General features: G+C 39.1%; 12 protein-coding genes. 2 read left to right on the forward strand and 10 right to left on the reverse strand.

Annotated features, from left to right (window positions below; genetic code table 11):
- Positions 1-48: 48 nt before the first annotated feature.
- The 3 genes from I7804_RS13055 to I7804_RS13065 all read right to left on the reverse strand — a co-directional run bounded on the left by I7804_RS13055 (position 49) and on the right by I7804_RS13065 (position 2,223).
- On the reverse strand, positions 49-624 hold the full coding sequence (locus tag I7804_RS13055; RefSeq protein WP_022756052.1) for a DJ-1 family glyoxalase III: 576 nt from the start codon (positions 622-624) through the stop codon (positions 49-51).
- Positions 625-900: 276 nt separating this feature from the next.
- A complete protein-coding gene (locus I7804_RS13060) occupies positions 901-1,698 on the reverse strand; it encodes an MBL fold metallo-hydrolase (RefSeq protein WP_248403812.1) in 798 nt (265 codons plus the stop codon).
- 66 nt (positions 1,699-1,764) lie between these two features.
- A complete protein-coding gene (locus tag I7804_RS13065; RefSeq protein WP_248403813.1) occupies positions 1,765-2,223 on the reverse strand; it encodes an NUDIX hydrolase in 459 nt (152 codons plus the stop codon).
- A 420-nt stretch (positions 2,224-2,643) separates the two neighbouring features.
- Between I7804_RS13065 and I7804_RS13070 the strand changes: the two genes are divergently transcribed.
- Positions 2,644-4,662 (forward strand): DUF2339 domain-containing protein, encoded by a 2,019-nt coding sequence (locus tag I7804_RS13070; RefSeq protein WP_248403814.1) that lies wholly within the window; start codon positions 2,644-2,646, stop codon positions 4,660-4,662.
- Positions 4,663-4,745: 83 nt separating this feature from the next.
- On the opposite strand, the gene I7804_RS13075 is transcribed toward I7804_RS13070, so the two are convergent.
- Both I7804_RS13075 and I7804_RS13080 read right to left on the reverse strand, forming a co-directional pair.
- Positions 4,746-7,190, reverse strand: a complete 2,445-nt coding sequence (locus I7804_RS13075; protein ID WP_248403815.1) for a TIM-barrel domain-containing protein — start codon at positions 7,188-7,190, stop codon at positions 4,746-4,748.
- A 167-nt stretch (positions 7,191-7,357) separates the two neighbouring features.
- The gene (locus tag I7804_RS13080; RefSeq protein ID WP_248403816.1) at positions 7,358-8,449 is read right to left on the reverse strand and encodes an NAD(P)H-dependent flavin oxidoreductase; all 1,092 of its coding nucleotides are present in this window, start codon (positions 8,447-8,449) and stop codon (positions 7,358-7,360) included.
- A 691-nt stretch (positions 8,450-9,140) separates the two neighbouring features.
- On the opposite strand from I7804_RS13080, the gene I7804_RS13085 reads away from it, so the two are divergent.
- Positions 9,141-9,860 (forward strand): transglutaminase domain-containing protein, encoded by a 720-nt coding sequence (locus tag I7804_RS13085; RefSeq protein WP_248403817.1) that lies wholly within the window; start codon positions 9,141-9,143, stop codon positions 9,858-9,860.
- A gap of 153 nt (positions 9,861-10,013) precedes the next feature.
- Here the strand turns inward: I7804_RS13085 and I7804_RS13090 are convergent, their stop codons facing one another.
- From I7804_RS13090 to I7804_RS13110, 5 genes are all read right to left on the reverse strand, one after another.
- A complete protein-coding gene (locus I7804_RS13090) occupies positions 10,014-10,937 on the reverse strand; it encodes an aldo/keto reductase (RefSeq protein ID WP_027204807.1) in 924 nt (307 codons plus the stop codon).
- Positions 10,938-11,095: 158 nt separating this feature from the next.
- Entirely contained in the window at positions 11,096-11,767 is a 672-nt protein-coding gene (locus tag I7804_RS13095) for a DNA alkylation repair protein (RefSeq protein ID WP_248403818.1), read from the reverse strand.
- Between the two features lie 55 nt (positions 11,768-11,822).
- Complete coding sequence (locus I7804_RS13100) at positions 11,823-12,389, reverse strand: GNAT family N-acetyltransferase (RefSeq protein WP_248403819.1); 567 nt, start codon at positions 12,387-12,389, stop codon at positions 11,823-11,825.
- A gap of 77 nt (positions 12,390-12,466) precedes the next feature.
- Entirely contained in the window at positions 12,467-12,808 is a 342-nt protein-coding gene (locus I7804_RS13105; RefSeq protein ID WP_022756014.1) for an arsenate reductase family protein, read from the reverse strand.
- 29 nt (positions 12,809-12,837) lie between these two features.
- Positions 12,838-13,644 (reverse strand): Cof-type HAD-IIB family hydrolase, encoded by an 807-nt coding sequence (locus I7804_RS13110; RefSeq protein WP_248403820.1) that lies wholly within the window; start codon positions 13,642-13,644, stop codon positions 12,838-12,840.
- Positions 13,645-13,730: the final 86 nt, after the last annotated feature.

The raw sequence follows: 13,730 nt of genomic DNA on the forward strand, positions 1-13,730 counted from the left end.
TGCCGCATATACACGCGACAGACTTATATTTTTTACAAAAAAAACGTATCAGCCTGAATACAGTATGTTGGACTTGATATAAGAAGCTGCTCCGTCGCCAAGATAATACTTAACAATCGCAAGAGCAAACGGAATCGCAGTACCCATAGCACGGCTTGTGATGATATTGCCTGATACTACAACCTGCTCCCTTGATACAACAGCGCCTTCTGATTCGATCTCAGCTTCCTTGGAAGGATTGCAGCAAGCCTTAACACCTATAAGGATACCAAGCTCTGCAAGAACAGAAGGAGCTGCGCATATAGCTGCTATACCCTTGCCAAAGCCTGCGAAGGTGATGATCTCCTTGCAAAGGATATCACAGGAGCGAAGGTTAGGTGTTCCGGGCATTCCTCCGGGAAGGATTATCATGTCATACTCTTCAAAGTTGACCTTATCAATTGTGGTATCACATTTAATAACAACTTCATGAGATGACTTTACAAACTCATCAGCATTTATAGAAACCTTAGTGCAGGGAATACCTGCTCTGTACAGAATATCATAGGTTGTGAGAGCTTCTACTTCTTCACATCCATCAGCAAAAATTAAAGCAGTTTTCTTGTCGGTCTTGGCATTGAACATAACAGTGTCTCCCTTCACATTAGTAGTTCAGGACTAGCGGCTTTCTCATTCATATTAGATTTTCATAAACAAGAAAACGCACCAGTACCCCATAATTTTTAAGATCTGATAAATAAGATAAATAGCGCTTCTCAAAACTAGGGAAGCCTTTATCACACTACTAATTCTAACACTTTGATAACTATAATAATACCCTTCTAATAAAAAAATGCTAATTTAGCAAGCTTTAGAAAAAAGTAGTTTATCTCTGACTTTAGATATATAGATATAATCGGCTCAGATTCTCTTCGGGATCACATACTCTGTCTTAGTGCCAAGGCCTTCCATCTCTCTGGCAAATTCCTGAGGATCCGCCGTGTTACCTTTGACCATGTCAAAATGCATAGGATATACAAGTGATACCTTAAGTTCGTTTGCAAGAAGTGCAGCTTCTCTGGGTGAGAGATTCCCTATTATGCCGCGAGCTTCTCTTTCATCATCTCTTCCATTGATAGGTGCAAAGAGGGCATCTATATGTCCAAGTTTTTTTAGGCTCTTAACCAGTCTGTCTGTACGATAGGTATCGCCCAGATGCACATATCTGTGACCATTCCAAAGAATTGAATAAAGAAGATTGCGGTCAAGGCCGTCGCTGTCCAGATGATGATCGGGATGAGCTGTAGAATAGGCTGTTACTTCTATACTATTTTCATGAAGACTTTTAGATGTATCTTTGATAGCGAATACCTCGCCGCCTCTAGCTATAACCTTGCTCTCTCCATCATCAAATGTAATAATACGTGCATTATCTATGCCACGCTCTTTTAATATCTTCCTGCAACCTGAAGGTATCACGAAGATAGTCTTGTCATTGGTCGTAGCAAGCCCGCAGACAGTATTTATATCAAGATGATCTATGTGATCATGCGTGCAGAAGCAAAAGTCAGGTGCTATGTCACCGGGCTTCATCACCGGCGGATAGTTCATGATCGACTGACCGTTCTCATGAAGGTCAGAAAGAACCGGATCTATCACAATACTCAAATCCTCATCTTCTAAATAAAAACCGCACTGCCCCAGAAATTTAATCTCCATATCTGCATCCTCCATGTTGCAATGATAATTTTAGATTACAGGACGTAACAGGGAATATTATTTTATTTAATATACATATAGCTGCTTGTCTACAATATCATCGCCTTTATAAGATAGCTTAATTGAAAAGAGCTTATCGCTTGTCAGCATGATATCCAGAAAGATCCTGTCGCCGTCCCATAGATTTAAGTCCATGATCTTGTCCTTATCTATCCATGCAAGCTCGCCTTCATTGCATTCTGTGATATGTCCTGAAAATTTATCAGATGTATATACGAATATATACTCATCTTCCCAGCCTTCAGATGCAAAAGTCATAACGCCTCTCATTTTAAGACTTTCAAGTTTTATTCCCGTCTCTTCAAAAGTCTCGCGGATCACGCACTCTTCAGGGCTTTCGCCCTTTTCACATTTACCGCCAACTCCTATCCATTTACCTTCATTAACGTCTTTCTCTTTTTTGTTACGAAGGAGCATGAGATACTTATTGTCTTTTTCCAAATAACAAAGTGTTGAAACTACCATATTGTCCCCTTTTACTTGTATATTAACAGTATAATTCCTGCTTCAGAATAATATGAGGTAGGTGTCAAAAGTTCCTTTTGACACCTTATGACTAACGGATTGTTCCGTTTCTACGAAACTCTCACAATCCTAAAACATTCGCAAATCCGCACTACGTGCTACTTTGCTCATGTTTTGCGGGTCATAAATTCATATTCGATTTCGAGCAAGCTCGAATCGAAATGACTTTTGACCCTTACGTCATAATATTGGCAACTAACTATAATTGCACTTGTCTAAACATATGTAATTCGTCATATTTTTTTGTCATTCCATCCAAAACAAATGACAGTATACAACTCATGTTATATATTGAATCTGATAATCGTGTTACAGATTCATGATCCCTAATTCAAAATCATCCACAGTATGAGGTATATTATGAACGAAAATAAAATCGCTATTCTCGAAGAACAAGTAAGAAATCTTACATCTGAAATCAATAATTTAAAAGATCAGATGCAATATGTCCAGAATAAGCTTAGCATTTCCAATAACAAAACAGTTAGTGATAATGCAAATATCAATATGTTCACGACTCCTATCAGTTCTTATGCCAATACCTCTCCTAATACTACCACAAATGCACCTTATGAACATAGACAAACAGTGCCACAACATGTAATCAAAACAAGAACAACTGATTTTGAGAATATTCTTGGCAAAAGACTCATGGGTATATTCGCTTGTGTTCTTATATTCATAGCAGCGATACTCCTTGCATCTCTTATACTTCCAAATCTTAATGATACTGCCAAGACCATTCTTATGTTCATTGCCAGCTTTTCTTTTCTTATACCGGGACTTTTATTAATGAAAAAATCTCCTCAAAACAAGTTCTATATAGCACTGACCGGGTGTGGATATGGGCTTATATTCGTTTCATTATTTATCACCTATATAGTCTTTGGTTTTATAAATCCTTATATACTGTATGCACTGATATTCATCTGGGTAGGCAGTATATATCTTTCAAAGGTTAATAATACAATATTTAGGACTATAGCACAGATAGGCATCTTCATGTCTGTTACATTGTCGATTTTTGATAGCAATGAGACCTTATCATTCCTTATTATCAGCTATATCATTACTACACAGATCCTTCTTTTAGCATATGAACAGATCTTTTACAAAAAGATATATGTTACAGAACTTATAGGCGGTATTGCTTGTCTACTGACATTCATTCCTATTTTTTATCAGATAGATGAAGTCCTGGTTCTGGTAGCCATGTGCATCATTACGATATATTGCATCTATCATATATCCTGCACTCTGCAATGCGGAACACTTGGCAATATGCAAGCAGTTGCTGTTCAAGGCATATTGCCCATCATCCTATATGTATACCTGCTTCATATAAATATAGTGTCATCTATTATCAGATCTTCCTGGTATCTGGACGGAATACTGGGAAATGAAGTATTCGTCAGGATCTTATTCCAGATCATAACCTATGTCGCTATCGGAGCATTCATGATAACAACTCTGATCGTAGAAGACAGAAGGAAGATCAATCTGTTCATCCCGCAGATCATCTCATATTTGATGTATCTGTATATTACTGCTACCACGAAAGACATAATGATATGGGAATACCTGTATATGGCTATTCCTCTTGCCCTATATTATGTATGTTACTATGTTCTAAATATAAAAAAGCTAAAAGCTGTCATTGGAAGCCATGTCGTACTTGTATATCTGGTTGGATCATTCCTGTTTAGAATGTGCTATATCTCGCCGGATTCAGCATATCATGATGCACTTGCATTGGAAGGATATGCATATCTTCTGATGATGCTCATATGCGGCGGAGTCAACTATTTATTCAAACTAAGGCATGAAAATATCAAAGAAGCCCGGATAACTTCCTACATCATCAATGTACTGATAATGCTCCACGCATATTGGTACCTTACTACAGGTCAGATGGAAGATCTGTCTATCATAGGTCAAAATGAAGTAATGCTGACTATATTCAAAATAATATATGTCGTGCTGATCTCAGCTATCTTTACTATTAATTCCAAAGAGCTTCTGGATAGACACACGATCTGCTGGGATTTCTATATAGGGTTTAAATATCTGCTGCTTATTATTGCATGCCTGCACACATTCGATGCTGATGCTGTTATAGTATCCATCATCCTTCTTATCATGGCTATCATATGCATCATGACAGGCTTCATGAATGATTATAAAGGTCTTAGAATCTTCGGCCTGCTCCTAGCTATGATATGCGTTTTCAAGCTTATATTTGTAGATATATCTGCAAGCTCTACTGTAGGTAAAGTCATCAGCTTCTTTATAAGCGGTATGTTGTGCTTTGTAATAAATATGATCTACAACGCTGTTGATAAAAAAATCCATTCGAACAATCCAGATCAAAAATCATAATTCATAAGATAGAAAAACGGCAAAAAGCTCCCAAGAGGCCTTGGGGGCTTTTTGCGTTGGAGTTATTCTGCCCTGCGGTCTATTTACTTGATGATCTCAACCTTAAATCTGCCTGAAAGTGCGCCATCAGCCAGTACTTTATTCTGAGAGTCTATGTACTCGATCTTTGTAATAGTATAGTCTCCTTTTTCGTAGCCGTAGCCATCACCTTCATCTTCGTACAAGGAAAAGAAGGCATCAGCTCCGCCGAATATATGAAGTGTTATATCTCCTGTCTGCTCCTGTGTTGATCTTTCAAAAGCTGTCACCGGGATAATAGTACCTTCTTTGACAAATACAGGAATTGTATCAAGTAAAGCTTCTACCTTAATGTACTGGCCTCCTTCGTATTTATCTCCTGTATTATAGTTATACCAGTTACAACCTTCCGGAAGGTATACTCTTCGCATAAATGATCTGCTCGCATCTATATCATTTGTATTAATACTGATACAATTGCCATCCTCATCATGATCAAAGTACATAGGCTTTGTAACGGGGCATACCATCATGTTCTTACCAAACATATACTGATCCATGATATCCCAGGTCTTCTTATCTTCAGTAAACTCGAATGACAGCGGCCTTATGATCACATCATCGTCATGCCATACAGCACCTGCAAGGCTGTAGATATATGGCATAAGTTCATAGCGCATATGATTTGCTCTTACAAGAGCATCATAGAAGGATGCTGCTTTAAGTCCGTCTGCATCCTGTGACGGATCTTTATCAAGTATGAACTGCCAGAGTTCTCTTCTAAAGTCTGTTCCATGGCCTCTGAATATTGGAAGGAATGCTCCCCACTGATACCATCTAGTGAACAGTTCGCAGTAAGCAGGGTCTTTTGGCCCAAGATCATACTCTCCGTTCCAGAACCAGGACAATCCGTTCTTGACAAAAAAGGCTCCGATGTCGGTAGTCCAGTATGGAAGTCCGCTTACGCTAAAGTGAAGTCCTGCTGCTATCTGCCTTTTAAATGTATCCCAGCTTGCGGATATATCACCAGACCACAGGATAGTACCAAAGCGCTGCTGCCCGATATAACCGCTTCTTGTAAGATTAACAACACGCTTTTCTTCTATATCCTGATCCTTCTTAGCATACTGCCCGCGCTGACCCTCATAGATTCCCATAGCATGATATAGTCCGAAGGAATTGGTCATCTCAGCAGGTATATGCATAGGAAGCTGATTGCAGTATTCATCATATATCTTGGAGCTTTCAGGCTTAACTGCATAGTTCCACTCAGGAGCTATCGGCTCAGAGTTATCACACCACCATGCATCAATTCCATGGGAGAAAAGTCCCTCATAAGCCTGCTTCCAATAGATATCTCTTGCCTTCTTGCTAAGAGCATTATAAATATTGATGCCCGGAAGAAGCTCGCCGGCATCCTTGAATTCATTATAGTTGTCTGTGCCTTCATTAACATTGGGCCAGATGGATATCATAAAATGAACATTGTCCTTATGAAGTTCACTGGTCATGGCGTCAGGATCAGGGAATCTTTCAGGATCGAAGCTCTTCTGTCCCCACTGTCCATCCTTCCAGGAGCACCAATCGAGTACTATGCAGTCAAGGCCTATATTACGGTCTCTGTATTCTTTTGATATACTAAGGATCTCATCGGAAGTTTCATATCTTTCCTGAGACTGGATATAGCCATATGCCCATTTGGGAAGCATTGCAGCCTTACCTGTGATCTTCCTGTACTGTCTTATGACACCGTCCATCTTCTCATCAGATCCATTCAGGAAAAAGAAATCCATCTCACTGTCGGCTTCTGTATAAAAATATGTTCCGTCTTCTGCATCATTAAAGATAGAAGGACTGTAGGTATTAACAAGGATTCCGTAGCCCTTGGTTGATATGAACATAGGAATTGCGATCTTACGGTTGCCCTGATTTAAGAAGATTCTCTTTCCTCTAAGACTGTGATAACCCTCTTCGTGCTGACCAAGGCCGTAGATAGCTTCATTATCATCGAATTCAAAAGAAAGACGTGTTCTATACGCATCCCTTATCTTGATCTTATCAGCTTTTCTTACAACTTCTTTACGACCATCAGCTGTATCTATATATTCTTTTTGAATATCTTTTTCACTTATAGCATATACAGGTACTGTATCAAGTTCCTTGCTTCTGGCTTTGCGCTCTTTAAGAAGGAGGTTGCCTTCTTCATCATAGTAGGTATAAGAAGCTCCATTTTTCTTAATGACTACCTTAAGTTTTGGCAGCTTTATGACAACTTCCTTGTCACTTTCTTCAAAGGTCCAGTCAGAATATGGCTCAAGATCTATGATACCGGGCTTATTATTGATATTTTCTTCATTAATACTGTCATCTTTGGTATAGATAACTCTTATGCTCCTGTCGCTGACAGGGATGATGCGCTGGATACCCTGCGCAAGCTTAAGTGTCAGAAAATCTTTTTCTCTTTTTACATCAGCTATTTTTAATATAGGATATGTTTCGCAGTAAAGCATTGGTGTAGTCTCCTTATAGGTTTTTCTCATCATTTACTCGAACTTCACAGTCTAAGTTGGAAGCTTTGAGCTTATTACAAATGTAGTATTTCTATAAGTTGATATTACACTCCGGGATTTATAAATAATACTCATTCGTTGCGGTAAAAAGAACAATTATTATGATATTATGCAGTCCGCACCGATGCAGCCTCACACTGTGACATAAGCTCCTGTATCAGGTCGTGCACAGGTACTATCTCTTTAACCCTGCCCACATTACTTCCGCAGAAGATAAGGCCTTCATCAAGGTTCCCTTTGACAGCATTTATTAGTGCCTTGGTGATGCAATAAGGCGCATCCTTGACATTGCAGGTCTTAATGCACTGATAACACTTGGTTATAGAGAGTTTATGGTCTTCTTTACTTTTTATAAACTCGTTGCGGATGGCTCTTCCGGGCATACCGACAGGACTGTCTATTATCTGTATATCTTCTTCAGATGCTTTAACATAAGCATTCTTAAATGCATCTGATGCATCGCATTCATCAGTTGCAACAAACCTTGTAGCCATCTGAACTCCGTCTGCGCCAAGTGATAAGAACTTTTGTATATCTCTTCCGTCAAAAACTCCGCCTGCTGCGATTACCGGGATTTCTTTGCCGGTTTCTTTTTCCAGATCTCTGACAAAAGATACTATCTCTGACGTGATAGTCTCAAGCGAAGGCTTCTTATCATCCTGGGCAAAAAGTTCATCTCTCTTAAAGCCAAGGTGGCCGCCTGCCTTGGGTCCTTCTATCACAATCATGTCAGGGACGTAGTTGTACTTCCTGCGCCAGGTCTTGACTATAAGCTGACAGCAGCGAAGCGAGGATACTATGGGTGCGATCTTGGTCTTACTGCCTTCTATGAACTCCGGCAGATTAAGGGGGAGTCCCGCGCCTGATATGATAAGGTCTATGCCTTGCTTTACAAATTCCTTAACAAGCCCTGCATAGTCTGTCATAGCGACCATGATGTTAGCTGCGATTATCTTATCAGGTCCTGCGATTTTCCTTGCCTTCTCTATCTCTGTCTTAATTGCGCGCATGTTAGCTTCTTTGGGATTTGTCTCAAAGTCAGGCTCAAGGTAGCCTATATCAGCTGCTGATAATACTCCGATTCCGCCTTCTCTACTAACTGTTCCTGCAAGTCTGTGAAGGGATACGCCTACTCCCATGCCTCCCTGAATGATGGGATACTTGCTACTTTTATCTCCAATTTTAAGTCCTTTGATCATATCCTACCTCCATTGTATTTCGAAACTATTTCATGTAGTTTTTATTACTACGTATAAAGGTATTATAAATCCGCGCAAAATATAATGCAATGTTTTTAATTAAATATTTTTATATATCACATCTGGCAAATTGAGTTTGTCTTTAGGAATAAAGAACTTCAGATATCATACCTTGACTCTATAATAATTTAAAGACATGACAATATTTAATAAACCATCCATGTTAGCGCAGCTCCAAGAGATGAAGTCTGTTTTGTAAGTGGGAATTTTGATTTAGAATTTATAAAAACAATTATTTACTATCGTTTTATCCCTTTATCTTATTTTTGCTATCTGCTATATTAGATAAAGAAGTTCAAAAATGTTCTATTTTCAATTCCGAAAATGATATGCCCACATTTTATTTACGATACTCTTTTAAGCCTAAATATTATAGATTGAAACTATTCTTGTATATGAATACAAAATGGAGGTGACAAGATTGAAAAAAATCATTTCTTCAACACTAATTATCATGATGTTATGCATTGCATGTAGTTGTGCGCCTTTACATGTTTATGCCAAAAGCAAAAACACCTTTCAAGATACCGTTAATAACGCAGTTTTAGTTCCCAAAACCCTATCTCCTACTGCTGATAGTATTTTATACAGAGTGGATGGTTGTATACTTTGTGGCGACCTGATGACAACTATGTCTCAGAATGACTTGAATACAACTGTGCAAGCATATCTCGCAGGTATAGTCACTGCTGATATGACGAACTATCAGAAACTCCTGGCTGTCTACAATTGGATCATTACAAATTTTGAGTATGGAAATTATTCAGATGTATTTGGATATATGGATTGCTATGGATATACACGTGCATTTGTCTACCTTAGCAGAGGATTGGGTTTTCCGTCATACTTTGTCCACGGAGATGTCCGCACTACAAGCGGTGACTTCACAAATCACGCATGGGCAATTATTAAAGTAAGCGGAACTGAATATCTTTTTGATCCCAATATAGAGGATACAATTCAACGAAGAAGTAGCTCTTCCACATTGCAACGTTTTGCTGTTACATATTCTTCTATGAATGGCAGATACGTGCCATGCCTATCTTCCTGTGAATCAGATCTGTGGTCAAGAGTGGATGCTACAGGTTTTATCACACATATCACTGCTGCTCAGGCAGCTGCAAGATTTGCATCATTTGTGCCATCTACAACAATTGAAAGCTTAGATTCTGCCTCTTCTAATGCAGATGTAAATTCACTTTTAACATCTCCTTTGAATAACAATGAGTTTAATGCATACATTTATTACACCAGATATCCAGATCTTCAACAAGCTATCGGACCTAATGCTGAAATGCTCTATTATCACTATATCAATATAGGTAAAAACGAAGGAAGAACTGCAATATAATTCCCGATCTGTTTTATACTTTGTATAAAAGTAAAGGTCATTCTCTCGCGATCGACCTAATGCAATAATCCCGCCTGCAATACATGCATCATCTTTTGTATGTACTGCAGGCGGGATTTTTAACTATGTGTTTTAATGATTGAAACTTCGCACTTAGACTTGTTTCAGTGCCCTTATCATCGCATCAACATTTTGTTTCATGCGTTCTACGCTCCTTGTGCTGACAACAGCATACACATTCATATCCTGCCCATATATCCAGGAAAAGGCAACTTGTGATACAGACAGACCGGTTTCTTTGGCAATATCTTCACAGACTTTAAGACAAGCCATGTTCTCTTCGCTTACATAGGTCTTGTAATTGTCAGATGACATGACTTTTTTGGCCCCTTTATAATCTTCACTTTTAAATCTGCCGCTAAAAAAGCCTGCTGCCATGGCGGAATATGCTATGACAGGCATCTGATTGTCTATATACCACTTCCTTGCATCTTCATTGTCATCACCTGCAATAGTGATGCATCCCGGCCAAGGCTCTCTTGTTGGAACAGCCATACTAAAGCATGGGCTTGATACAGCAAAAGGTATAAGGCCGTGGTCACTTGCATACCTGTTGGCTTCTTCTATTCTCTCATGAGTCCAGTTGGATCCGCCAAAACTTTTTATCTTGCCTTCATTATAAAGATCATTTAGAAGTTCAACGATTTCGCCTACAGGAACTTCCGGATCGTCTCTATGTAATAAGTATATATCAACATAATCTGTACATAGCTTATCAAGGGATGTTTTCAGATCTTTCCTAATCTCCTTCTCCCTAAGGCGGCTCCTCCAGAGCATGTCAGGATGTCCACCTTTGGTCAAAAGAGTAACACGCTCTCTGTTATTACCAATCCTTATCCATCTGCCTACAGATTCCTCAGCGCCGCCATATACTCTGGCTGTATCTATAGCATTAACACCAATATTCACCATCTGCTCGATAAGGTCTGTCCCATCGCCACCTGACTGAAAAGGTTCAGCGGCTGTTCCGTAGAAAATTCTTGATACTTCTGTATCCTTACCTGCGATTTTGATCATATGGGCCTCCTACTCTTTTTTCTATCATGAAACTTCGCATTTTCCAAACATATATCACTCCTTGTAAATGTTTGACAAATGCGAAGTTTCTATTTTTAATATTCAAAAAACACTTTTGGTAACACCTGGAAGATTTGACTTGGCCAGGCTTTATATGTTTATCTGTATTTTTTTAGATGCTCTTTATGCTCATCTGTCACGCGGAAGCTTTCCACGGCTTTCTGGATAGCTTTCTTGTGAATCCAGTCATCTAGCTTCCTGCCTTCAATGTATTTAACGCTCTCATCATATTTTTTGGCAAGAGCTGTGGCAAAATACCAGGCAACCATCATCTTAAGGTAGTAGTCATCACCTTTCTTGGATGCAACAAGTTCAAGATACTCGTCCTTAAAATCATCATCAAGGAATTCATTCATGAGCATGCGTATTCCAAAACGCGCAGTATAGACATGGTCTGACGCTATCCAGTTCTTTATATATGGAAGAAGCTTTGCATGATTTTTCTTAAAAGTTTTGGGAGTTGCCTGATCGGACACAGGCCAGCAGTCAACGTATGGAAGGAACTCCTCAACCTTTTCAATACACTCGTCAAAGTCCTTGATCATAGCTATTATGAAAAAATGTACGAGATTTTCTTCATAATACTTATGAGGAAGCTCTTTTAAAAACTCATCCTTTTCAGGACTGTTAAAAACTTCCTTGGCAATCTTCCTCATATCAGGAGTCCTAACGCCTATGATGGTATCAGGCGATACATTTGGAACAAGCTTTACTTGAAAATCTCTGTACTTATCGTCTTTTGCTTCTAATAGCATTTCGTATACGCTCATCTGGTCCCCCTTCTGATCATTAAGCTCCGTCAATTTGGTCCATTAGCCATTCGCTTTATTTTAAAATCCTATAAACGTTCCCTATAAACTTATCTTCAGGAAGAAAACTCCTATAAAATGCCTCATATAGCTCCCAAGTCTTATCTACGCTTTCTATAGAGTTTGCGCCCATTTCAAGGATTATGAACTTGGCTCCGAAGCAGGAAACTCGTAGTCCTGTGTCGCGGCATCCATTCCTTTTATAAAATCCTATCCTCCTTGTCTGGAGATCTGCCAAAGCGCCATCATCAGTATACTTAGGATCTTCTACTTCTACTATGATACTATCTGCATCATCAAGGTGCTCTGCAAGAAGCGATAAAAGATTAGATCCCTTACCATCATTACGATACTCTGGAAAAATAGCTATATAGTCAACCAGATAACTATTATCTATCCTGACTATAAAAACATATCCTGTTAACAGATCACCATCGTACAGCCCCATTGCCTCGTATCTGTTTTCTTCAATAAGCTTCAGGATCATATCAAGTGGCTTTAACTCTTCCTTTGGAAAGTCTATAACCATATGCTCTTTATATATTTTTGTAACTAATACTATATCAAGCTGCTTTAACTTCATTTTAAAACTTAACCTCATATCACTAGAATTCACTTGGAACTTGGCCGTACCCAGCATCAAATACGTACTTGGTCAGATTACTCCCACTTCTTCCATACATCAGGCTGATAGCCTATTGTAGAAAGCTTACCGTTTCTAACGATTGGAGTTTTGATTATATGCTGATTTTCAAGAAGCTTCTCAAGCTTGTCTTCATCAGCTATATATTTAAAAAGGTTAACGGCGTCCTGATCTTTGGCATTTGGATTGACCATCTCTGATAAGCCTCCGTTAACAGCTGCTACAGATGACAGCTCGCCCTTACTCATACCCTTCTCATTCATATCAACAAACTGAAACTTAATGCCACGCTCTTTGAAAAAACGCTGCGCTTTCTTGGTATCATTACATTTCTTGGTTCCAAATATCTGTATATTCACGTTCTGCTCCTTTTTCTATAATAAATATATCAATCGATAATCCCCAGTTTTTTTAGTGCATTATATATGGATGGTTCGTCGTTACTTCCTATCACGCATTCAAACTCTTTTTGCATATCTTTAGGTGCATTGCCCATTAGAAAGGGCATCCCAACGGCTCTTAGCATCTGCGCATCATTATAATGATCCCCAAAAGCTGCCGCGCTTTCAAGAGGGATACTAAGATCTGTGCACACACGCTCTATACCGCTTGCCTTAGTGATCCCTCTTCCCATAACTTCGAGAAGTATATCCGAAGACTTAACTATAGACAGCTTGGGGAACCTTTTTTTAAGCTCCTCCTCGATATGGCATATAGCTTCCGGTTCGCACATACATAAGAGTTTTCCGACTATAGCGCCTTCCGGAAGTAGATCTATACTTCCCTCCTGTGCATCCACCTCTACTATCTCCTCTTCTATGCGGATGCGCTTATCGCTTCTGTCGTTAACAATCCACAGCTCTTCCGAATAGATGTTCCAAGTACAGTCAAAACCGCTCTCTTCAATATATGAGATTATACTCCTTGCATCTTCTGCGTCAAAGCCTTCAGAATGCACAATCCTGTCATTCTCATCAATAATAAGCGCACCACTATAACATATCATAGGGCAGACGAAACCGTATCTTTTGAAGATAGGCCTAACGCCTGAAGGGCCTCTTGCTGTTACTATTACAAAAGGTATACCGGCCTTTTGCAGATCCATTATAGCCTTATGCGTACTATCAAGCATCCTGTGCCTGCTGTTTAAAAGAGTTCCGTCTATATCTGAAAAGACAATCTTTACATCCCTCACTTCAATCTATATCTCCGATCTTTTCTAAAAATACTATCTATAACTACTCACTTGGACAGTCACCATTATAATATATCTTAGTCTGT

The sequence above is a fragment of the Butyrivibrio fibrisolvens genome (genome assembly GCF_023206215.1).
Classification (GTDB): Bacteria; Bacillota; Clostridia; order Lachnospirales; family Lachnospiraceae; genus Butyrivibrio; species Butyrivibrio fibrisolvens_C.